11 protein-coding genes are annotated in these 21,490 nt (G+C 72.2%); 3 read left to right on the top strand and 8 right to left on the bottom strand.

The window, feature by feature from the left end; all coding sequences use genetic code 11:
• The first annotated feature begins 117 nt into the window (after nucleotides 1–117).
• On the top strand, nucleotides 118–5,109 hold the full coding sequence (locus tag ACIQ8J_RS25945) for an NAD-glutamate dehydrogenase (RefSeq protein WP_403274783.1): 4,992 nt from the start codon (nucleotides 118–120) through the stop codon (nucleotides 5,107–5,109).
• 87 nt (nucleotides 5,110–5,196) lie between these two features.
• On the opposite strand, the gene ACIQ8J_RS25950 is transcribed toward ACIQ8J_RS25945, so the two are convergent.
• From ACIQ8J_RS25950 to ACIQ8J_RS25960, 3 genes are all read right to left on the bottom strand, one after another.
• A complete protein-coding gene (locus ACIQ8J_RS25950; protein WP_403274784.1) occupies nucleotides 5,197–6,486 on the bottom strand; it encodes a glycosyltransferase 87 family protein in 1,290 nt (429 codons plus the stop codon).
• A 75-nt stretch (nucleotides 6,487–6,561) separates the two neighbouring features.
• Complete coding sequence (locus ACIQ8J_RS25955; protein WP_403274897.1) at nucleotides 6,562–7,356, bottom strand: ABC transporter ATP-binding protein; 795 nt, start codon at nucleotides 7,354–7,356, stop codon at nucleotides 6,562–6,564.
• Nucleotides 7,357–7,363: 7 nt separating this feature from the next.
• Nucleotides 7,364–8,263, bottom strand: coding sequence for an ABC transporter permease (locus tag ACIQ8J_RS25960; protein WP_403274899.1), 900 nt, complete (start codon nucleotides 8,261–8,263; stop codon nucleotides 7,364–7,366).
• A gap of 197 nt (nucleotides 8,264–8,460) precedes the next feature.
• On the opposite strand from ACIQ8J_RS25960, the gene ACIQ8J_RS25965 reads away from it, so the two are divergent.
• On the top strand, nucleotides 8,461–9,093 hold the full coding sequence (locus ACIQ8J_RS25965) for a TetR/AcrR family transcriptional regulator (RefSeq protein WP_403274785.1): 633 nt from the start codon (nucleotides 8,461–8,463) through the stop codon (nucleotides 9,091–9,093).
• Between the two features lie 496 nt (nucleotides 9,094–9,589).
• Here ACIQ8J_RS25965 and ACIQ8J_RS25970 read toward each other — a convergent pair whose 3' ends face one another.
• The 5 genes from ACIQ8J_RS25970 to ACIQ8J_RS25990 all read right to left on the bottom strand — a co-directional run bounded on the left by ACIQ8J_RS25970 (nucleotide 9,590) and on the right by ACIQ8J_RS25990 (nucleotide 19,259).
• Entirely contained in the window at nucleotides 9,590–11,833 is a 2,244-nt protein-coding gene (locus tag ACIQ8J_RS25970) for a CDP-glycerol glycerophosphotransferase family protein (protein WP_403274786.1), read from the bottom strand.
• 220 nt (nucleotides 11,834–12,053) lie between these two features.
• Nucleotides 12,054–12,935 (bottom strand): carbohydrate ABC transporter permease, encoded by an 882-nt coding sequence (locus tag ACIQ8J_RS25975; RefSeq protein ID WP_403274787.1) that lies wholly within the window; start codon nucleotides 12,933–12,935, stop codon nucleotides 12,054–12,056.
• 97 nt (nucleotides 12,936–13,032) lie between these two features.
• Nucleotides 13,033–14,385 carry a carbohydrate ABC transporter permease gene (locus tag ACIQ8J_RS25980; RefSeq protein ID WP_403274788.1) on the bottom strand — a complete coding sequence of 451 codons (1,353 nt, stop codon included), beginning with the start codon at nucleotides 14,383–14,385 and terminating at the stop codon, nucleotides 13,033–13,035.
• Nucleotides 14,386–14,392: 7 nt separating this feature from the next.
• A complete protein-coding gene (locus ACIQ8J_RS25985) occupies nucleotides 14,393–15,775 on the bottom strand; it encodes an ABC transporter substrate-binding protein (protein ID WP_403274789.1) in 1,383 nt (460 codons plus the stop codon).
• A 301-nt stretch (nucleotides 15,776–16,076) separates the two neighbouring features.
• On the bottom strand, nucleotides 16,077–19,259 hold the full coding sequence (locus ACIQ8J_RS25990) for an FHA domain-containing protein (RefSeq protein ID WP_403274791.1): 3,183 nt from the start codon (nucleotides 19,257–19,259) through the stop codon (nucleotides 16,077–16,079).
• A 397-nt stretch (nucleotides 19,260–19,656) separates the two neighbouring features.
• On the opposite strand from ACIQ8J_RS25990, the gene ACIQ8J_RS25995 reads away from it, so the two are divergent.
• Nucleotides 19,657–21,390: a serine/threonine-protein kinase gene (locus ACIQ8J_RS25995; protein ID WP_403274792.1), complete on the top strand. Its 1,734-nt coding sequence runs from the start codon at nucleotides 19,657–19,659 to the stop codon at nucleotides 21,388–21,390.
• The last annotated feature ends 100 nt before the right edge of the window (nucleotides 21,391–21,490 follow it).

Raw genomic sequence — 21,490 nt, forward strand, 5'->3', positions numbered from 1 at the left:
GCCCGGGTATCTCTCATCGCGGCATAGCGTCGACACCGACCGGACACCCCGCGTCGTGGCGTTGCGCCGCTTCTTTCCCCTACGTCACGCAACGGCGCGCGACAGGAGCCAGAGGACATGCAGACCAAGCTGGACGAAGCCAAGGCCGAGCTGCTCGCACGGGCGGCCCGGGTAGCTGAGAACAGCCCGGTCGGGGGGCCCGGCGGCCTGGGGGCAGACCCCCTCGCCGATCGGGCGGCCGCGACCGGGTCCACGAGCGGCGAAGGCCCTGACCAGGGCAGCCTGCTCGGGTACCTCCAGCGCTATTACCTGCACACCGCACCCGAGGACCTCGCCGACCGCGACCCGGTCGACGTCTTCGGCGCAGCTCTCTCCCACTACCGGCTCGCGGAGAACCGGCCGCAGGGCACCGCCAACGTCCGGGTGCACACCCCGACCGTCGAGGAGAACGGCTGGACCTGCAGCCACTCCGTGGTCGAGGTCGTCACCGACGACATGCCCTTCCTGGTCGACTCGGTCACCAACGAGCTGTCCCGGCAGGGCCGCGGCATCCACGTCGTGATCCACCCGCAGGTCGTCGCCCGGCGCGACCTCACCGGCAAGCTCATCGAGGTGCTGGACACCGGCGCGGAGACCGCCGAGCTGCCGCACGACGCGCTCATCGAGTCCTGGATCCACGTCGAGATCGACCGCGAGACCGACCGCGCCGACCTGAAGCAGATCACCGCCGATCTGCTCCGCGTCCTGTCCGACGTACGGGAAGCCGTCGAGGACTGGGAGAAGATGCGCGACGCCGCGCTGCGCATCGCCGACGAGCTGCCCAAGGAGCCGAAGGCCGGCGACCTGCGCGACCAGGAGGTCGACGAGGCCCGGGAGCTGCTTCGCTGGCTCTCCGCCGACCATTTCACCTTCCTCGGCTACCGCGAGTACCAGCTCACCGACGACGACTCCCTGTCCGCCGTCCCCGGCACCGGTCTCGGCATCCTGCGCTCCGACCCGCACCACGGCGAGGACGACGGGCACCCCGTCTCCCCGTCCTTCAGCCGGCTGCCCGCCGACGCCCGCGCCAAGGCCCGTGAGCACAAGCTCCTGGTGCTGACCAAGGCCAACAGCCGGGCCACCGTGCACCGGCCCTCCTACCTCGACTACGTCGGCGTGAAGAAGTTCGACGAGAAGGGCAACGTGGTCGGCGAGCGCCGCTTCCTCGGCCTGTTCTCCTCGGCCGCGTACACCGAGTCCGTCCGCCGCGTGCCGGTGGTGCGCCGCAAGGTGGACGAGGTGCTGCGGGGCGCCGGATTCTCGCCCAACAGCCACGACGGCCGCGACCTGCTCCAGATCCTGGAGACCTACCCGCGCGACGAGATCTTCCAGACCCCGGCCGACCAGCTGCGCTCCATCGTGACCTCCGTCCTGTACCTCCAGGAGCGGCGCCGCCTGCGCCTGTACCTGCGCCAGGACGAGTACGGCCGCTACTACTCGGCGCTGATCTACCTGCCGCGCGACCGCTACACCACGGGCGTACGCCTGCGGCTCATCGACATCCTCAAGGAGGAGCTCGGCGGCACCAGCGTCGACTTCACCGCCTGGAACACCGAGTCGATCCTGTCCCGACTGCACTTCGTGGTCCGCGTCCCGGCCGGTACCGAGCTCGCCGAGCTCACCGACGCCGACTCCGAGCGCATCGAGGCCCGCCTCGTCGAAGCCGCCCGCTCCTGGGCCGACGGCTTCTCCGACGCGCTGACCGCCGAGTGCGGCGAGGAGCGCGCCGCCGAGCTGCTGCGCCGCTACGGCCACGCCTTCCCCGAGGGCTACAAGGCCGACCACTCGCCGCGCGCCGCCGTCGCCGACCTCGTCCACCTGGAACAACTCACCCACGGGCGCAACGACTTCGCGCTCTCCCTGTACGAGCCGGTCGGCGCGGCCCCCGGCGAGCGCCGCTTCAAGATCTACCGGATCGGCGAGCAGGTCTCGCTGTCCGCGGTGCTCCCGGTGCTCCAGCGCCTCGGCGTCGAGGTCACCGACGAGCGTCCCTACGAGCTGCGCTGCGCGGACCGGACGCACGCCTGGATCTACGACTTCGGCCTGCGCCTGCCGAAGAAGACCAACGGCAACGGCGACTACCTCGCCGACGACGCCCGCGAGCGCTTCCAGGAGGCCTTCGCCGCGACCTGGACCGGCGCCGCCGAGAACGACGGCTTCAACTCCCTGGTGCTGCGGGCCGGTCTCAACTGGCGCCAGGCGATGGTGCTGCGCGCGTACGCCAAGTACCTGCGCCAGGCCGGTTCGACCTTCAGCCAGGACTACATGGAGGACACCCTCCGCGACAACGTCCACACCACCCGGCTGCTCGTCTCGCTCTTCGAGGCGAGGCTCTCGCCGGACCGCCAGCGGGCCGGCACCGAGCTCATCGACGGGCTCCTCGAAGAGCTCGACGGCGCGCTCGACCAGGTCGCCTCGCTCGACGAGGACCGGATCCTCAGGTCCTTCCTCACGGTCATCAAGGCGACGCTGCGGACCAACTTCTTCCAGAAGACGGCGGAGGGTGCTCCGCACGCGTACGTCTCGATGAAGTTCGACCCGCAGGCGATCCCCGATCTGCCCGCGCCCCGACCGCAGTTCGAGATCTGGGTGTACTCGCCGCGCGTCGAGGGCGTCCACCTGCGCTTCGGCAAGGTCGCCCGCGGCGGTCTGCGCTGGTCCGACCGGCGCGAGGACTTCCGCACCGAGATCCTCGGCCTGGTCAAGGCGCAGATGGTGAAGAACACCGTCATCGTGCCGGTCGGCGCCAAGGGCGGCTTCGTCGCCAAGCAGCTCCCGGACCCGTCGGTGGACCGCGACGCGTGGCTCGCCGAGGGCATCGCGAGCTACAAGACGTTCATCTCGGCGCTGCTCGACATCACCGACAACCTGGTCGCGGGCGAGGTCGTCCCGCCGTCCGACGTGGTGCGCCACGACGAGGACGACACCTACCTGGTGGTCGCCGCCGACAAGGGCACCGCGACGTTCTCGGACATCGCCAACGACGTGGCGATCAGCTACAACTTCTGGCTCGGCGACGCCTTCGCCTCCGGCGGCTCCGCCGGATACGACCACAAGGGCATGGGCATCACCGCGCGCGGCGCCTGGGAGTCCGTCGAGCGGCACTTCCGCGAGCTCGGCCACGACACGCAGAGCGAGGACTTCACGGTCGTCGGCGTCGGCGACATGTCGGGCGACGTGTTCGGCAACGGCATGCTGCTCTCCGAGCACATCCGCCTCGTCGCGGCCTTCGACCACCGGCACATCTTCCTCGACCCGAAGCCGGACGCGGCCGTCTCCTACGCCGAGCGCCGCCGCCTGTTCGACCTGCCGCGCTCCAGCTGGGCCGACTACAACAAGGAACTGCTCTCGCCGGGCGGCGGCATCCACCCGCGCACGGCCAAGTCGATCCCGCTGAACACGCACATCCGCGAGGCCCTCGGCATCGAGCCCGGCATCACCAAGCTGACCCCGGCCGAGCTGATGCAGGCGATCCTGAAGGCGCCGGTCGACCTGCTGTGGAACGGCGGCATCGGTACGTATGTGAAGTCGTCCGCGGAGTCCAACGCGGACGTCGGCGACAAGGCCAACGACGCGATCCGCGTCAATGGCGAGGACCTGCGGGTCAAGGTCGTCGGCGAGGGCGGCAACCTGGGGCTGACCCAGCTCGGCCGGATCGAGTTCGACCGCAAGGGCGGCCCCGAGGGCCAGGGCGGCAAGGTCAACACCGACGCCATCGACAACAGCGCGGGCGTGGACACCTCCGACCACGAGGTGAACATCAAGATCCTGCTCAACGGCCTGGTCGCGGACGGCGACATGACCGTCAAGCAGCGCAACAAGATCCTCGCCGCGATGACCGACGAGGTCGGCCGCCTGGTTCTGCGCAACAACTACGCGCAGAACACGGCGCTCGCCAACGCGGTCGCCCAGTCGCCCTCGCTGCTCCACGCGCACCAGCGGTTCATGCGGCGCCTGGGCCGTGACGGACACCTGGACCGGGCCCTGGAGTTCCTGCCCAACGACCGCCAGATCCGTGAACTCCTCAACGGCGGACGGGGATTGAGCCAGCCCGAGCTCGCGGTGCTGCTCGCGTACACCAAGATCACGGTGGCCGAAGAGCTGGTCCACACGGTGCTGCCGGACGACCCGTACCTCGCCAAGCTGCTGCACGCCTACTTCCCGCAGCAGCTCCGCGAGAAGTTCACCGAGGCCGTCGACGGGCACCCGCTGCGCCGCGAGATCATCACCACCGTGCTGGTCAACGACACCGTCAACATCGGCGGTTCGACCTTCCTGCACCGGCTGCGCGAGGAGACCGGGGCATCGCTCGAAGAGATCGTGCGGGCGCATGCCGCGGCCCGCGAGATCTTCGGCGTGAGCGCGGTGTGGGACGCCGTGGAGGCGCTCGACAACAAGGTCGACGCCGCGGTCCAGACCCGCATCCGGCTGCACTCGCGCCGCCTGGTCGAGCGCGGCACCCGCTGGCTGCTCAACAACCGGCCGCAGCCGCTCCAGATCGCCGAGACGATCGAGGACTTCTCGGCCGGTGTGACGCAGGTCTGGGACACGCTCGTGGATCTGCTCAAGGGCGCCGACCTGGAGTGGCACCAGGGCATCCTGGACGAGCTGACCGGCGGGGGGGTGCCCGAGGAGCTCGCGCGGCGGGTCGCCGGGTTCTCCTCGGCCTTCCCGGCGCTCGACATCGTGGCCATCGCGGCCCGTACCGGCAAGGAGCCGCTGCAGGTCGCCGAGGTCTACTACGACCTGGCCGACCGGCTGCGGATCACCCAGCTCCTCGACCGGATCATCGAGCTGCCGCGGGCCGACCGATGGCAGTCGATGGCCCGCGCCGCCATCCGCGAGGACCTGTTCGCGGCGCACGCCGGGCTGACCCAGGACGTGCTGTCGGTGGGCAACGGCTCCACGTCGCCGGAGCAGCGCTTCAAGGCGTGGGAGGAGAAGAACGCGGCGATCCTGGGGCGGGCGCGCACCACCCTGGAGGAGATCCAGTCCTCCGACGCGTTCGATCTGGCGAACCTGTCCGTCGCGATGCGGACGATGCGGACGCTGCTGCGTACGCACAGCTAGCGCTGGCGTGGCTGAGTGCGGGGGGCTGGGTCGGCACCCGGGGTCTTTGCCGAGGTCCTGGGGGCTCTGCCCCCAGACCTCCGCTCCTCAATTGCTGGAGAGGCTGGATTTTGCCGCGTAGGCAGCGGAGGCGGACCCGGTCCACAGGCGCCGGCAGGACAGCAGTGCGGCCGCGAGCAACAGGGTGTTGCGCGCGGCCATGATGCCGGTGCCCAGTGCCGTCCCCGCCATGACCTCGGCGTACAGGCAGGGGAAGGCGAGGGCGCTCAACGCGGCGGCGGGGAGCAGGAGTTGGGCGACCGGGCGCTGGGTGGTCCGGCGTGAGGTGAGGCAGACGGCGGCCAGGCCGAGCAGCCAGACCAGGTACTGGGGGCTGATCACCCGGCTGGTCACGGTGAACAGCAGCACCGCGCACAGCGCCGCGTCCAGCGGCACCGCCACCGTCCAGCGGCGGGCGCGCAGCCGCCAGAACAGCAGCCAGCAGAAGGCGAGCCCGGTCAGCGCCAGGCTGAGCGCGGCCAGGGCGGACACGTACCGGCCGGTGAACTCCATGGCCCCGTACTGGTAGACGACCCGGCCGGGATGGCCCGTGGCCAGGTGGGCGAGCTGGAGCGCGGTCCCGGCGAGGGACTCGATCTGGATGCCCCGGCCGCCCTGCTGGCGGGCGAAGTCCAGGGTGTGGCTGAACGCGAGCGCGAGTACCCCGAGCAGCGTCACGGCCGCTCCGAGCGCGCCGAGCAGGGCGCGGCGGGTGGTGCGGCCGGGCGGGGCGCCGATGAGGGAGAGCAGCGGCCACACCTTGACCAGGGCGCCCAGCCCCGCGAGCGCGCCGCCGAGTCCGGGGCGGCGCCGCAGCGCGAGCAGGGCGCCCACCGCGAGCGCGGTGACCTCCACGTCGTAGCGGCCGTACGGGATGTGCAGGAGCAGCGGGAGGCCGCCCACCCACAGCCGGACGCCGGCCGCGCTGCCGCCGGGCCGGGTCCCGGCCCGCGCCAGCAGCAGGGCGATCAGCGCGTCGCAGGCGAGGGTGAGGGCGGTGAAGGCCTGGAAGAAGGTGAGGAAGGGGACGAGCGCCGGGGTCAGGATCACCGCTCCCGCGCCGGGCGGGTACTGCCAGGTGGGGTCCCCGAAGGGGAAGGCGCCCGCGCTGAGCTCGTCGTACCAGCGGCGGTAGAGGACGGAGACCTCCCCGGCCACCCCGCCGACGCCGAGCCGGTCGCCGACCAGGAGGTGGAGCATGAGCGCGCGGGTGGCGAGCCAGCCGACGGCGAGCGCGGCGTGCTGGGTGCGGCGGCCGAGGGCGCCCGGGTCGGGCGCGGGCGCCGGGGCGGGGATGCGGACCCGCAGGGGCGGCGGAGGCAGCTGGGAGGGCGTCATCCCGGGGAAGTGTATGCACCCTTTGTTCAGATAGTGCGGGACGCCGCGACGGCGCCCCGCACGACGCCGTACCCGCTACTTCTTCTTCGTGAACTGCTCGTACGCCGCGATGACCTCGTCCGTCGGGCCGTCCATCCGCAGCGTGCCCGACTCCAGCCAGAGCGTCCGCTCGCAGGTCTCCTTGATCGAGGCGTTGCTGTGGCTGACCAGGAAGACCGTGCCCGCCTCCTTGCGCAGCTCGGTGATCCGATCCTGGCTGCGCCGCTGGAAGCTGGCGTCACCGGTGGCCAGGGCCTCGTCGATGAGCAGGACGTCGTGGTCCTTGGCGGCCGCGATGGAGAAGCGGAGCCGGGCGCCCATGCCGGAGGAGTACGTGCGCATCGGGAGCGAGATGAAGTCGCCCTTCTCGTTGATCCCGGAGAACTCGACGATGTCGTCGTAGCGGTCCCGGACCTGTTCGCGGGTCATGCCCATGGCGAGCCCGCCGAGGGTGACGTTGCGTTCGCCGGTCAGATCGGCCATCAGGGCCGCGTTCACGCCGAGCAGCGAGGGCTGGCCCTGGGTGTAGATCTTGCCCCGGGCGGTCGGCAGCAGGCCCGCGACCGCCTTGAGCAGGGTCGACTTGCCCGAGCCGTTGGAACCGATCAGGCCGATGGCCTCGCCCCTGCGGGCCACGAAGCTGACGCCCTTGACGGCGTGCACCTCGCGCATGCCGGGCGTCTCCTTGCGCGAGACGATCCGGTTGAGGGCGGCGGTGGCCCCGCCCTTGCCCTTGGCGCCGGTCCCGTTGACCTTGTAGATGATGTGCACGTCGTCGGCGATCACGGTCGGGGTGCCGATCGCCGCGGTGGTGGCGCCCGCCTCGCGCATCCTGGTCTCAGCCACGTCCGTACTGCTCCTCTGCCTTCCAGAAGTAGATGAAGCCCAGGGCCAGCGCGACGACCGCCCAGCCGCCGGCCACCGCCCACACGTGCGGGGGCAGCTGCTTGGCGTGGAAGCTCTTGATCATCGAGAACCGGACCAGGTCGATGTAGACCGCGGCCGGGTTGAGCCCGAGCAGCTGGCCCACCAGGTGCGGCATCTTCTTGAGCTGCGGGCCCAGGTTCCACATCACGCCGGACATGTACATCCAGGTGCGCAGGATGAACGGCATCACCTGGGCGATGTCCGGGGTCTTGGCGGTGATCCGGGCCATCACCAGCGACAGGCCCGTGCAGAACATCGACTGGAGGAGCAGCGCGGGGATCAGCAGCAGCCACGAGACGCCGGGCAGCTGGCCGAAGCCCATGATGATGATCGCCAGCGCGGCCAGTGAGAACAGCAGTTGCTGGAGCTGCTGGAGGGCGAGCGAGACGGGCAGCGAGGCGCGCGGGAAGTGCAGCGCCCGCACCAGGCCGATGTTGCCGGTGATCGCGCGGGTGCCGGCCATGATCGAGTTGGCCGTGAAGGTCCAGATGAAGACGCCCGTGACCAGCCACGGGATGTAGTCCGGCGTGCTCTTCTTGTTGCCCATCAGGATGCCGAAGATGAAGTAGTAGACCGCCGCGTTCAGGAGCGGCGTCATCAGCTGCCAGATCTGGCCCAGCTTCGCCTCGCTGTACTGCGCGGTCAGCTTGGCGGTGGCGAACGCGGTGATGAAGTGGCGCCGGTCCCACAGCTGCCGCACGTACTCGGGCAGCGACGGACGGGCGCCGCTCACCTTCAGCCCGTACTTGGCGGCCAGCTCGGCCGGGGTGAGGGCCTGGTCGCCGGTGTACCGGGCGCGCTGCGCCGGAATGGAGTCCGATGGTGCTGCGGTCTCGCGCGCAGCTGCGGTCTGGCTCACAACGGTCGCTTTCGGCTGGGGTGCCCCGGGAGGCTTCCGGGGGCAAGGTCGTCGCTGGCGATGGGACGGACCCGTATCGTCGCTACGGCGAGAGTAGGACGCCCTTACGTCGCAACGCAACCGTCTCGTCGCAACGCTATGCTCAAGCCATGACCAAGACGGACCCGGAGACCCCCGCGAACCGCCCGCAGACACGGCGCGCCCCGGCCGGCGCCGCGGTGCTGCGCGAGGACGTGACGGACGCCATCCGGGCGGCCGTCTTCGAGGAGCTCGCCGCGGTCGGTTTCGCCCGGATGTCCATCGAGGGCATCGCGCGCCGCGCCGGGGTCGGCAAGACCGCGGTCTACCGGCGCTGGAAGTCCAAGCTCAGCCTGGTGCTCGACCTGGTGTCGGCCTTCGCCGAACAGGGCCTGCCGCTGCCGCACACCGGCTCCCTGTACGGGGACATCCGCGCCCTGCTCGCGGTCGCCTCGCTCGCCCTGCGCCACCCGATCGCCTCGCAGGTCATCCCCGACCTGCTGGTCGAGTCCGTACGCCACCCGGAGATCGCGGACGCGATCAAGGCGGCGCTGCTCGACGGCCAGCAGGGCGTGGCCGCGGTCGTCGTGCGCGAGGCGGTGGAGCGGGGCGAGCTGCCCGTGGGCGCGGACCCCGACCGGGCGCTCGACCTGATCGTGGGTCCGCTGTACTGGCGCCTCGTGGTGGTCAAGGGTCCGCTGCCCAAGGGCTACCTGGACGATCTGGCCAAGTCGGCGGTGGCGGCGCTCAAGGCGGTGGCCTGAGGGCGGGGGTGGGTGGCTGTTCGGCTTCGGCTGCCTGCCGTGCGGGGCCAGCCCCCGGGCCCCTGCTGGGTGGCTGTTCGGCTGCCGGCCGTGCGTGGCTGGTCGCGCAGTTCCCCGCGCCCCTAAGGGGGTTCGGCTAGCCCCCGGACCCTCGGCTGGGTGGTTGTTCGGCTGCCGGCCGTGTGTGGCTGGTCACGCAGTTCCCCGCGCCCCTAAGGGGGTTCGGCTAGCCCCCCGGACCCTCGGCTGGGTGGTTGTATGGCTGCGGGCCGTGTGTGGCTGGTCGCGCAGTTCCCCGCGCCCCTAGCAGGGTTCCTCCCAGCCCCGGCGTGCCCCTCGCAGGGTTCTGCCCCCTCCGCGCCCCCTGGCGGGGTTCCGCTAGCTCCCCTCGCGCCCCTGGCGGGGTTCTGCTAGCCCCCCTCCGCGCCCCCTGGCGGGGTTCCGCTGGCCCCCCTCGCGCCCCCCCTGGAGGGGTGCTGCCCCCCGGGCCATCGGCTCAGTGGGTTGCTCGGGGTCCTGGGGTTGTGGGGGTGAACTCTGTGGTGTGGGTGCGTTGTTCGGGCAGGGTGGGGGTGGTGGGGGCCGGATCGTTGAGGAAGACGCGGCGCACCACGCGCTCGGCCGCGTAGCCGTCGTCGTACGGGCAGAAGCGGGACCGGAACGCGGCGCGCAGCTGGGCCGAGCGGGAGCCGCGCCAGTGCCCGGAGGCGAAGATGTCGATCAGCTCGTCCTCGGTCCGCGCGACCGCGCCCGGCGGGCAGGCCCGCAGGTCGAAGTAGGTGCCGCGGGCCGCCTCGTAGGCCTCGCGGTCGTCGTCGAGGATGACGATCGGCCGGTCCAGATTGGCGTAGTCGAACATCAGCGACGAGTAGTCCGTGACGAGCGCGTCCGAGACCAGGCAGAGCTCCTCGACCGACGGGTGCCCGGTGACGTCCAGGACGCGCGGCAGCGGGGTCCGGCTCAGCGGCGCGCCGTAGGCGAAGTGGGCACGGCTCAGCAGGAAGAACTCCGGGCCGAGCGCCGGGCCGAGCCGCTCCAGATCGAGCGGCAGGTGCTGGCTGCGGCTGTAGTCGCGGTACGTCGGCGCGTACAGCACGACGGTCGACTGCCCCGGGATGCCCAGCCGTTCGCGCAGCCGGGCCGAGTCGGCGGGGGTGGCGCGCCGCAGCACGTCGTTGCGCGGGCTGCCGTATTCGAGCGTGGTGTAAGCGGCCGGGAAGGCGCGCTCCTGGGTGAGGGTGGAGTGCCGGTTGGCCGAGAGGACGAAGTCCCACTTGTCGGCGTCCGCGAGCAGTCGCGCGAAGTCGGTGCCGCGCGAGGCCGCCGGACGGTCCGTCAGATCCAGGCCCACCGACTTGAGCGGCGTCCCGTGATGGGTCTGGAGCAGGACCTGCCCCGGCCGCTTGACCAGGCCGTGGTCGAACTCGACGTTGTTCACCAGGTACTTGGCGCGGGCCAGCGCCGACCAGTACCCGAAGCCGCCCGGCCGCAGCCGGCGGGTGGCCGGCGGCACGGTGGCGTCATGCTCGGGCGTGGTGATCCAGGCGGTCCGCACCCGGGGGACGAGTTCGCGGACCTTCGCCTCGATGGCGGCCGGGCTGCACGCGTAGCCGCGGTTCCAGTACGCCGCGAACACGGCCAGGTCGCCGCGGACCGGCAGGCGCAGCTGGACGCGGTAGTGCAGCCGTAGCGCGGCCGAGCGCACCGGGCGCAGCAGCGCGGCGCCGAACGCCCTGGTGCGGGTGCGCAGCGCGCGGATCCCCCGGAGCGTGCGGTACGTGCGGTAGGTGCCGAAGCGGACCCCGGCGTACCGCAGCCCCGCCGCGCCCGGCACCCGGTGGCGGCCGTAGTGGGCGCGGGCCAGCCGGAAGAACTCGGCGCGGGTGCGCGCGGAGAGCCCGGGTGCGGTCAGGACGGTGGCGGACGCCGCGGCGAAGTGGTCCGCCATCCTGCGCGCGAGCACCGGCCGCCAACCGGCGAGTTCCGGGCGGGAGTCGATGAAGGCGAAGACGCGGTCGTACTGGGGGAAGACGTCGAAGTGGCGGCCGGGCGCGGCGGCCGGGGCGCGGCGCAGGCGGTGGTGCACGCAGACCCGCTCCAGGGTGCTGAGCGAACCCGCCGCGAGGAGCGCCGCGTACGTCCAGGAGGTGTCCGTGCGCAGGCCGGGCGCGAAGGCGAGCCCCTCGCGTTCGACGAACTCGCGCTTGTACGCCTTGTTCCAGGCCGGCGTCGGCTGCTTCAACAGGGCGGGCCGGTCGGCCAGTTGGAAGGACGCGGGGCCGGACTCGGTCAGGTGCGGCGGAACCGGAAGGTGCTCGGTCTCGCCCGACCAGTGGGTGCGGGCCTGGCCGAAGACCAGGACGTCGGGATCGCCGGAGGCCTTGAGCCGGTCGGCGATGTCGCGCAGGGCGTGCGGGGCGAGGGTGTCGTCGCCGTCGAGGAACAGCAGGTAGTCACCGGTGGCGCGGGCGAGTCCGGCATTGCGCGCGGGGCCGGGGCCCTGGCCCGGGTCGGCCGGGTCGGCGGGGAGGTGCACGGCGGTGACCCGGGGGTCGCGGGCGGCGAACTCGTCGATGATCTCGCCGCAGGAGTCGGGGGAGCCCGCGTCGACCGCGATCACTTCCAGTTCGGACGCGGGGCTCCCGTCGCTCTCGTACGTCTGACTCAGTACCGATTCCAGACAGGCGTGGAGATACGCCTGGAGCTTGTACGCGGGCACGACGACGCTGAACCGGGGCAACGGACATCCTGGGGGCGTGAGAGGACACGGGCAGATGGCCCGTGAACGTCCGATGGAGTGACCGGGTTACGCCGTCGGTGCCGTCCGGGGTAGTCGCGGGAACGCGTGCTTGACGTGGCGTCATTCCAGCGGGGTGCTTGATCGAACGATCGGGTGAGCGGTCGGCCGGTCGGCTCGGTCGATCGCGCGATCAAGCGGTCGGGATTCGGTCGCCGGGCGGTTACTTGACCGCTCCCGCCATCACCCCGGAGACGAACTGCCGTTGGAAGGCGAAGAAGACGGCGAGCGGGATGACCATCGAGACGAAGGCGCCCGGTGCCAGGACGTCGATGTTGTTGCCGAACTGGCGGACCTGCTGCTGCAGGGCCACCGTGATCGGCGGGTGCTTGGAGTCGGCGAAGATCAGCGCGACCAGCATGTCGTTCCAGACCCACAGGAACTGGAATATGCCGAGCGAGGCGATCGCCGGGCCGCCGAGCGGCATCACCACCCGGGTGAAGAGCCGGATCTCGCCCGCCCCGTCGAGCCGGGCCGCTTCGAGCAGCTCCCTCGGGATCTCCGCGAAGAAGTTGCGCAGCAGGAAGATCGCGAAGGGCAGCCCGAAGGCGACATGGAAGACGATCACGCCGAACGTCGTCTCGAAGATCCCGATCTGCCCGAAGAGCTTGGCGACCGGTACGAGGGCGACCTGCACCGGCACGACGAGCAGGCTCACCACGACCATGAACCACCAGTCGCGCCCCGGGAAGTCCATCCAGGCGAAGGCGTACCCGGCGAACGAGCCGATGACGACGACCAGGACGGTGGCCGGGACGGTGATCAGGACGGTCGAGAGGAGGGAGTTGGTGATCGTGCTGTTGTCGAGCAGGTTCGCGTAGTTGTGGAAGGTGAGCCGGGACGGGTCGGTGAAGGTCTTCCACCAGCCCGTCGAGGCGATGTCGGCCGGGCCGCGCAGCGAGGAGAGCAGCAGCCCGACAGTCGGCATCAGCCAGAAGAGCCCGACCAGGATCAGGAACACGCGCAGCGCCCCGCCGCCCGCGCGCGCCGCGATCCGCGCGGGCAGCGACTGCCTGGCCTTGACGATCCCGTCGACAGCGGTCACCGCTTCGCCTCCCTGCGCATGCGCCGGATGTTGCTGTGCTGTCCCGGGGGCCGACCCCCGGACCCCCGGCCGGAGGCGGTCGCGGCGCCCGGCGTGCTCATCGCTTCGCCTCCCGTCGCATGCGACGGATGTTGAAGAGCATCACCGGGATCACAAGGAGCAGCAGCAGTACGGCGATTGCGCTGCCGATGCCCAGGTCCGCCTCGGTGCCGAAGGAGGAGCGGTAGAGCTGGAGGGCGAGGACGTTCGCGTCGGCCTGGCTGGAGCCCGGCGCGATGATGAAGACCAGGTCGAAGATCTTCAGGACGTTGATCATCAGGGTGACGAGGACCACCGCGAGCACCGGCGCAAGGAGCGGGACGGTCACCCGGCGGAACACCTGCCATTCGTTCGCGCCGTCCACCCGCGCCGCTTCGAGCAGCTCGCGCGGCAGCCCCGCGAGCCCGGCCGCGATGAGCACCATCGCGAACCCCGCCCACATCCAGATGTACGAGCCGATGATGGCCGGGGTGACCAGCGTCGGGCCGAGCCATTGGACGCCGTTGTACGGCTCGTGGAAGTTGCTTTCGGGGAGCCGGAGTTGAGCCCCGTCGGCCTTGGCCGGAAGGGAGAAGGTGCCGTCCGCGCCGGCGGTGGCGGAGGCGACGACCTTGTTGTCCTTGACGGCCTCGATCTTCATGCCCTTGAGGCCGAGCTCCTTGGGGTCGATGACGCCCGGGTGGCCGCCGCCGCCCTTGGTGAAGTCGAGCCAGACCGTGCCGGTGACCTTGCCCGGGTCGCTCTTGGCGGCCTTGGCGGGCCCGGCCGAGGTCGGCATCTTGTCGGCGGCGACCCCGACGAGGGGGAGCAGGACGGGCTGCCCCGCGTGCACGGTGTCCTTGGTGACGAACGTCCCGCCGCCCCCGTCCTTCAGCGGCGCGGTGGGCAGCGGATGCGCCTTCGGATATCCGGCCGACTCGGCGAACGTGTCGTGCACGCCCACCCACACGGCGTTGGCCACCCCGCGCGCCGGGTCCTGCTCGTACACCAGGCGGAAGATGATGCCCGCGGCGAGCATGGAGATCGCCATCGGCATGAAGACGATGAGCTTGAACGCCGTTCCCCAGCGCACCCGTTCGGTCAGTACGGCGAAGATCAGGCCGAGGGCGGTGGCGACGGTCGGGGCGCAGATCACCCAGATCGCGTTGTTCTTCACCGCGGTCCGGATGGTGTGGTCGGTGAACAGCGTCTTGTAGTTGTCGAGTCCGGCGAACGAATGGCCGCTCTGATCGAAGAACGATCGATAGATCGAGAACCCGATCGGATAGACGACGAGCGCACCGAGCAGTACGAGCGCGGGCAGCAGGAACGCTGCCGCGATCCACTTGCGGGTGCCGGTCACGCTCTTGACGTTCCTGGGCGCGGGAGGCGTGGCGGGAGACGGGGAGCCTCCCGCCGTGGCGGTCGTCATCGCCGGGTCAGTTCTTGAACGCCGCGGCCGCGTCGGCCTCCAGCCTGGACTGGGTGCCCGCGATGTCGGCCGGGTTCTTCAGGAAGTCCTGGAGATCCTTCCACTCGCCCTTGCCGGGGGTGCCGCCGAAGGACTGCGGAGCCTGGTCCGACATGTCGAAGCGCACATTGTCACCGGCCGCGATCAGCGACTTGGCGATATTGCGCTGCACGTCATTGGGGTACGCGCCGAAGTCCAGGGCCTTGTTGGGCGAGACGAAGCCGCCCGCCGAGGCCCAGATCCTGGCGGCGTCGGCGGAGGCCAGCCAGGTGAGCAGCGCCTGGGCGCCCTTGGTGTCCTTCAGCGCCACCGCGGCGTCGCCGCCGATCACCGTGGGCGACTTGGCGCCGACCGCGGGGAAGGGGAACACCTTGGCGTCGGTGCCGATCTTCGCCGAGGTCTGGGCGATGTTGACGGCGGCGAAGTCGCCCTCGAAGACCATCCCCGCCTTGGGCTGGTCGCCACCGGTGAAGGTCTGGGTGACGGAGGCGGGGAACTCGGTCTGGAGCGCGCCGTCGGTGCCGCCCGCGATGAGGTTCGGCTTCCCGAAGAGCTGGGCGATGGTGGTCAGCGCGTCCTTGACGGACGGGTCGGTCCACTTGATCGCGTGCTTGGCCAGCTGGTCGTACTTCTCCGGACCGGCCTGGGACAGATAGACGTTCTCGAACCAGTCCGTCAGGGTCCAGCCGTCCGCGCCGCCGATGGACACGGGCGTCACCCCGGAGGCGGAGATGGTGTCGGCGGTGGCGAGGAAGGCCTTCCACGTGGTGGGCTCACTGGCGCCCGCGTTCTGGAAGACCTTGGTGTTGTACCAGATCAGGGACTTGTTGGCGGCCTTGAAGTAGACGCCGTACTGCGTGCCGTTGACCGCGCCCAGGTCCTTCCACGCCTTGGAGTAGTTCGCGTCGAGCTGAGCCTTCACCTCGGCTCCGGCCGGCTTGGCCCACTTCTTCTCCACGGCCTGCTGGATCGCGCCGACCTGGGGGAGCATCGCCACATCGGGCGGACTGCCACCGGCGATCTTCGTGCCGAGGAAGTTGACGATGGGGTCCTGGGCGGGCACGAAGGTGACGGTGGCGCCGGTCCGCGACTCGAACTCCTTGAGCACCTTGACGAAGTTGGCCTGCTCGGGCCCGGTCCACACGGCGGCGACCTCGATCTTCTCCCCATTGAGCTTGGGAAGCTGCACCCCGCCGCCGGAGGAGGCGGAGGTGGAAGCGCTGGCGGTAGGGGTGCTCTTCTTCCCCCCGTCGCCGCACCCGGCCGCGCCGAGCGCGAGACCGCCGATGGCCAGGGCCGAAATGAGGGTGCGACCTGTTGTGGTGGTGCGCGTTGTACGAGTGCTGCGCATGCGTGCCCCGTCTCTCCCGTGCGCGTACGAACCGCCGCGCCCGGTGACGCAGGCGCCGCCGCTCTCGTCCCGTGCGACAGTCCTACGCCGGGTGCGGGGGCGCCGCAATACCGCGTTGGCGGTCAGGTTGGTGATCGTGATGGGCTTGTGACGTTGGGTCAAGCGGGCCGATCCCACCGGCCCGCGCGTAACGCGGGGTCGAACCCCGCGGGGTCTGGGGCTGAGCCGTTCAACTCCGGGTCACGGGCGGGCGAGTGGGCGGCCCCCTGGCCCCGGGAGCCACCCCGCACGTCCCGAACCCTCACCCCAGCGGAGCCACCCGAACGGCGTTCACCAACGACGCGGCCCGGTCGAGCGCGCTGGCGAGGAGGGCCAAGTCGGTGGGGCCGTTGCCCAGTTCGCGTACGGGGCGGCGGGCCGGAGGGTCGCCCATGCGCTCCCACTCAAGCACCACCACCGTCGGCCGCAGCGTGGCGGTACGCGGTATGCGCCCCGTGACCCGCCCGCCCTGGAACGGCACGGACTGCCCGTCCGCCTGGTGCAGCCGCCCCCGCCCGGGGGACGGCTCGTCCGGCGACGGTGAGGCCGGCGGCGGGTCGAGCACGACCCGGTGCCGGGCGCCCCGCGCCAGTTCGGTGTCGGCCGTGCGGTCGGGCCGGGCCGTGGTCGCCACCAGGTGCACCCCGAGCCGCTCGCCGTCGCGGGCCACCGCCTCCAGGGCCCGTACGACCGAACCCGCGGCCGGCCGCCCGGGGCTGCCCAGCGCGGGCGCGACCAGCGCGTCCAGGTCGTCGACGAGGACGACCAGGCGGGGCAGCGAGGGCCCCGCGTCGGTCTGGCTGCGCGACACCGGCCGCAGCCGCAGCGTGCTGCTGCCCGGAGTGTCGAGGTCGCCCCGGCTCTCCGCGGCGGACGGCTGCCGCTGCCCGACCAGCCGCCCGGCGATCTCCCGCTGCGTCTGCCACTCCGCGAACCCCACCCCGCCGAGGAATTCGGCCCGGCGCTTCAGCTCCGCCCCGAGGGCCTGCGCGAACTCCCGCATCCGTACCGGATCGGAGGCGATCAAGTGGGTTGATACATGCGGCAGTTCGGTGCAGGGGCGCAGTCCCTCCCCGCGTTCGCCGCCCGCGCCGTCGACCAGGATCAGGCCGAGCCGGTCCGGTCGCGCGCCCGCCGCGAGCGATGCGGCGACGGCGCGCAGCAGCTCCGTACGACCGCTGCCGACCGGTCCCTCCACGAGGAGGTGGGGGCCGTCGGACGCGAGGTCCACGCCGACCGGGCCGTGCGGCCCGGTGCCGAGCACCACCGCCCCGTCCGGCGCCGACTCCCAACGGGCCATCAGGGAGGCGGGAGTGGCCCGTGCGAGCCCCAACTCGTCCAGGAGCCGCGACGATTGGGGCAGTGAGGACGCCAGCCGTCCGGTGGCGGCGCCCGCTTCGCCGGTGCGCAGGGGGGCCAGCGCGCGGGCGAACCGTTCGGCCCAGGGGCGCGACACCGCGTCCACCGCGGCCACCGTGCCGTATCCCGCGGGCCGCCCGCCCGCGATGCGCAGCAGCCGCAGCGCCGTCGCCACATCGCCGCTGAGCAGCGCCACGGCCCCGCACTCGCGGAACGCCAGCGACGCCGCGCACGCCGTCTCGTACGTCGCCGCGAGGGGCGAGGAGGCGGACGCGGGCGGCGCCTCGGCCAGGCACAGCAGATGGATCCCGGCCGCCGCGCCCGCCGCCGCCAGCCGGGCGGTGGTCTCGCGCAGCGGCGCCGAGCCGGGGTCGCCGTCCACGACGACCACCGTGTACGGACCGGTGTGCCGGGCGGCCGCCTCGGCCACCGCCGTCTGGTCCGCCGAGGCCCAGCCGGGACCCAGTGGCCCCGCGTCGAGCCTTCGGACCAGCTCGGCGGTGCGCGCCGTCGCCTGGTCGCGGTCGTACGCCAGGAGCAGCCGGCAGTCCTGGCCGTGCGCGGGGCGGACCTGGGGCAGCCAGCCCAGCCAGTCCCACTCGGCGGTGCGCGCCTGGAGGCTGCGCGCCCGGTCCGTACTGATGAGGACGATCTCCAGCGTGGTCGGCGCGTGCAGCGCGGCGAGCTGGGCGATGGCCGCGCGGGCGAGCCCGGCCAGCCGCTCGCGCGGCCCCGCGAGCCCGAGCGAGCCGACCTCGCGCAGCCCCACCGTGACCGGCACGGCCGCCAGCTCGCCCCGGTCCGCGGTGCCGACCCGCACGGCGAGCGCCTCCGGGTGGCCCGGCTCCCGCTCCCACAGCCGGGGTCCGGGGCCGAGCGCCGTGAGCAGCAGCGCGGCCGGATCGGGCCAGCTCTCCGGCAGCGGCTCGGCCGCGGGCCGCTGCTGTTCGGCGGGCGCCTGCTCGGGCACCGTCTCGCCCCGGCCGCCGGTCAGCCGCCGGGCCCAGGCGCTTATCCCGCCGCGCCGACGGCCGCCGTCGGACAGGTCCGCGCGGGCGTGCTCGGTCTCGTCCGGACCCGGCAGCCGGCTCGCGGGCAGCCGGGTGCCGCGCGTCGGAGTGCCCTGGCGCCTGCTCTGCCGCGCCGGGTCCCGCTCGCCGTCCGGGCCGTCGTGTCCGTACGCCGAGGGCGCGCCCAGCGCGTCGAACCCGGGCCCGTACGACTCCTCGTGCGAGCGCGGCCCCGCCGGGTCCATGGACGTACCCGGAGAAGCCGGTGGCGTACCGAACGGGGACGGCGACGGTGATGTGCCGCCGAAAGGAGCCGGTGACGTACCGAAGGAGTAAGCCGTCTCGCCGGACGGGGGTCCCAACTGCGGTGCGGGAGAGCCCTGTTCACCGTGTCCGGCGGGTGACGCCGTTCTGGCCGGCGCCGGGGTCGGGGTGATGCGGAGGTGGCCCTCGCCGTCCGCTGTCGTCGGCAGGGACGGCTCCGCCTCGGGGCCGCCGGGGGAGAGCCGCAGGGCCGACTCGCCGATCCGCAGCAGCGCGCCCGGGGCGAGCCGGACCGGCCGGCTGCCGATCTCCGTGCCGTCGACCCGGGTGCCGTTGGTGGAGCCGAGGTCGGCGACGCTGACGCGGCCGTCCTCGCCGACCGTCACCGCGCAGTGCTGGCGGGAGACGTCCGGATCGTCCAGCGGGACGTCGGACTCGGTGGAGCGGCCGATCCCGACCCGGCCGCCGTGCAGCAGATGGACGCCGCCCGCGTCCGGACCCGCGACCACGTGCAGCCGGGCGGGGGCCGGGCCGTCGTGGGCCGGTTCGTCCGCGGCCGGGGTCGCGAGGGAGAGCACCGCTCCGTCGAGCAGCGGTGGCTCGCCGAGGATGCGGCGCTGTGCGTCGAGCCGTTCGCGGCCCGCGAACAGCACCACCGTCGCGCCCGAGACCTCCGCGCCGCAAGCGGCCGAGGCCAGGCCGGACGCGACGGCCGCGAGTGCCGTCCCCGCCGGGGCGGTGACGAGCACGTCGCAGGCGCGCGCCGCAGCGTGGCCGCTGCGCGGCGCGAGGACGGTCAGCCGGATCTGCATCGCCTCGGCGGTCCCTTCTGCGCGGGGGTGCCAAGAAGGGGAGCAGCGCTGTGATTCCCCCCACCCGGCACACATTTCGTGCTGAGGGCATCCTCGCACCTGCCACTGACAACACGCCCGTCGCCCACCTCGAATTGATCTTGATTGGTCGGCTGAGGGAGCAAAAGTGGACGGAAAAGTGGCTGGTTGCGACCGAGTGCGGCCTGAGCAGGGGATGTCGGGCACGGCCGTTCGGCAACCTTCCGTGCGAAGACAGCGTCTTGCCTGTGCAGCATGAGAAGACCGTGAACAACCTGGTGGCGCCGACCGTACGACCCGTCTGCGGCGTCGGGGGCGGCACTAGAGTGGGCCGGAAAACCCCCACAGCAAGTGAAGCGAGCAGCAGGGAGCGCATGACGTGCGGCCGGTAGGCAGCAAGTACCTGCTCGAGGAGCCGCTCGGACGCGGCGCCACGGGCACCGTCTGGCGAGCCCGCCAGCGCGAGACCGCGGGTTCCGAGGCATCCGTCGCGGGCCAGCCGGGCGAGACCGTCGCGATCAAGGTCCTGAAGGAAGAGCTCGCCAACGACGCGGACGTGGTGATGCGCTTCCTGCGCGAGCGCTCCGTCCTGCTGCGGCTGCGCCACGACAACATCGTGCGCACCCGCGACCTGGTCGTCGAGGGCGACATGCTCGCCCTGGTCATGGACCTGATCGACGGTCCCGACCTGCACCGCTACATCCGCGAGAACGGCCCGCTCACCCCGGTCGCCGCCGCCCTGCTCACCGCGCAGATCGCGGACGCGCTCGCCGCCAGCCACGCCGACGGCGTCGTCCACCGCGACCTGAAGCCCGCCAACGTCCTCCTGGACGAGCGCGACGGCGCGATGCACCCGATGCTCACCGACTTCGGTATCGCGCGCCTGGCGGACTCCCCGGGCCTGACCCGGACGCACGAGTTCGTGGGCACACCCGCCTATGTCGCGCCGGAGTCCGCCGAGGGCCGCCCGCAGACCTCCGCCGTCGACATCTACGGCGCCGGAATCCTGCTGTACGAGCTGGTCACCGGCCGTCCGCCGTTCGCGGGCGGCACCGCGCTCGAAGTCCTCCACCGCCATCTGAGCGAGGAGCCGCGCCGCCCCACCACCGTGCCGGGACCGCTGTGGACGGTCATCGAGCGCTGCCTCGGCAAGGACCCGGACCGGCGGCCGAGCGCGGAGAACCTGGCGCGCGGGCTGCGCGTGGTGGCCGCCGGCATCGGCGTCCACTCGACCGCCGCCCAGGTCGAGGCGGCGGACGGCGTGGGCGCCCTGCTCGCGCCCGACCCGGCGCCGGCCCCCGTGCCGGACGCTCCCGGCGCCGCCGACCCCACGCAGGTGCTGCCCAGTAACGCGGCCTCGTACGACCCGGCCGCGCGCACCTCGGTCATGCCGCACACGCCGGGCCGGCCCCCGCACGGCGGCGCCGCGGCCCCGACGACCGCCATGCCGCCCGTGCCGCCGGGCCAGCCCCCGCGCCCGGAGGAGCCGCACCCCTGGCAGTCCCAGCTCCAGGCGGCCCGCGACCGCAACGAGCAGACCCAGGTCGGCTTTCTGTCCCCCGAGCAGGACCCGCTGCGCCGCCGCCCGCACCGCCAGCAGCAGCCCCCGCAGGGCTACGGCCAGCAGAGCCAGCAGCCGTACGGCCAGCAGGCCCCGCAGGGCTACCAGCAGGGCCGGCCGCCCCAGCCGCCGCAGCGCCAGCAGTACGCCCCGCCGCCGCAGCCCTACCAGCACCAGCCTCAGCAGTACCCCGGTGCAAGCACCGGCTCCACTGGAGCGGCTGGCGCCGCGCGTTATCCTGCGCCTCCTCAGCGCCAGCAGTACGCGCCCCCGCAGCCCCCGCCGCAGCAGCCGCAGGCCCCGGCGCGCGAGCCCCGGGAGCCCCGCGAGCCGCGTCGGCGCAGCCCGAACCGGATGCGGATCCCGGGTCTTGGCTGTCTGAAGGGCTGCCTCTTCACGTTCCTGCTGCTCTTCGTCGCGGGCTGGCTGATCTGGGATCTGACGCCGCTCCAGGACTGGGTCGCGCAGGGCAAGGGCTACTGGCAGGCGATCGGTGACGGGATTTCGACGGTATCCGGCTGGATCAAGAGCATCAGCGGCTCCGGAAAGTAGTGCGTACCGGCCTGTGAACGGCCTGGCACCGGCCTGTGAACCGCCTGGCCGGGACGCGACTTCGTGGATTTGTCGACTTCCAGAGGGTGATTTCGGCGCC

It is taken from the genome of Streptomyces sp. NPDC094147 (assembly GCF_044764265.1).
GTDB lineage: Bacteria > Actinomycetota > Actinomycetes > Streptomycetales > Streptomycetaceae > Streptomyces.

Coding starts and splice junctions, on each gene's coding strand:
- ACIQ8J_RS25945 (WP_403274783.1), top strand. CDS start 118: ATGCAGACCAAGCTGGACGAAGCCAAGGCCGAGCTGCTCGCACGGGCG.
- ACIQ8J_RS25950 (WP_403274784.1), bottom strand. CDS start 6,486: ATGACGCCCTCCCAGCTGCCTCCGCCGCCCCTGCGGGTCCGCATCCCC.
- ACIQ8J_RS25955 (WP_403274897.1), bottom strand. CDS start 7,356: ATGCGCGAGGCGGGCGCCACCACCGCGGCGATCGGCACCCCGACCGTG.
- ACIQ8J_RS25965 (WP_403274785.1), top strand. CDS start 8,461: ATGACCAAGACGGACCCGGAGACCCCCGCGAACCGCCCGCAGACACGG.
- ACIQ8J_RS25980 (WP_403274788.1), bottom strand. CDS start 14,385: ATGACGACCGCCACGGCGGGAGGCTCCCCGTCTCCCGCCACGCCTCCC.
- ACIQ8J_RS25985 (WP_403274789.1), bottom strand. CDS start 15,775: ATGCGCAGCACTCGTACAACGCGCACCACCACAACAGGTCGCACCCTC.
- ACIQ8J_RS25990 (WP_403274791.1), bottom strand. CDS start 19,259: ATGCAGATCCGGCTGACCGTCCTCGCGCCGCGCAGCGGCCACGCTGCG.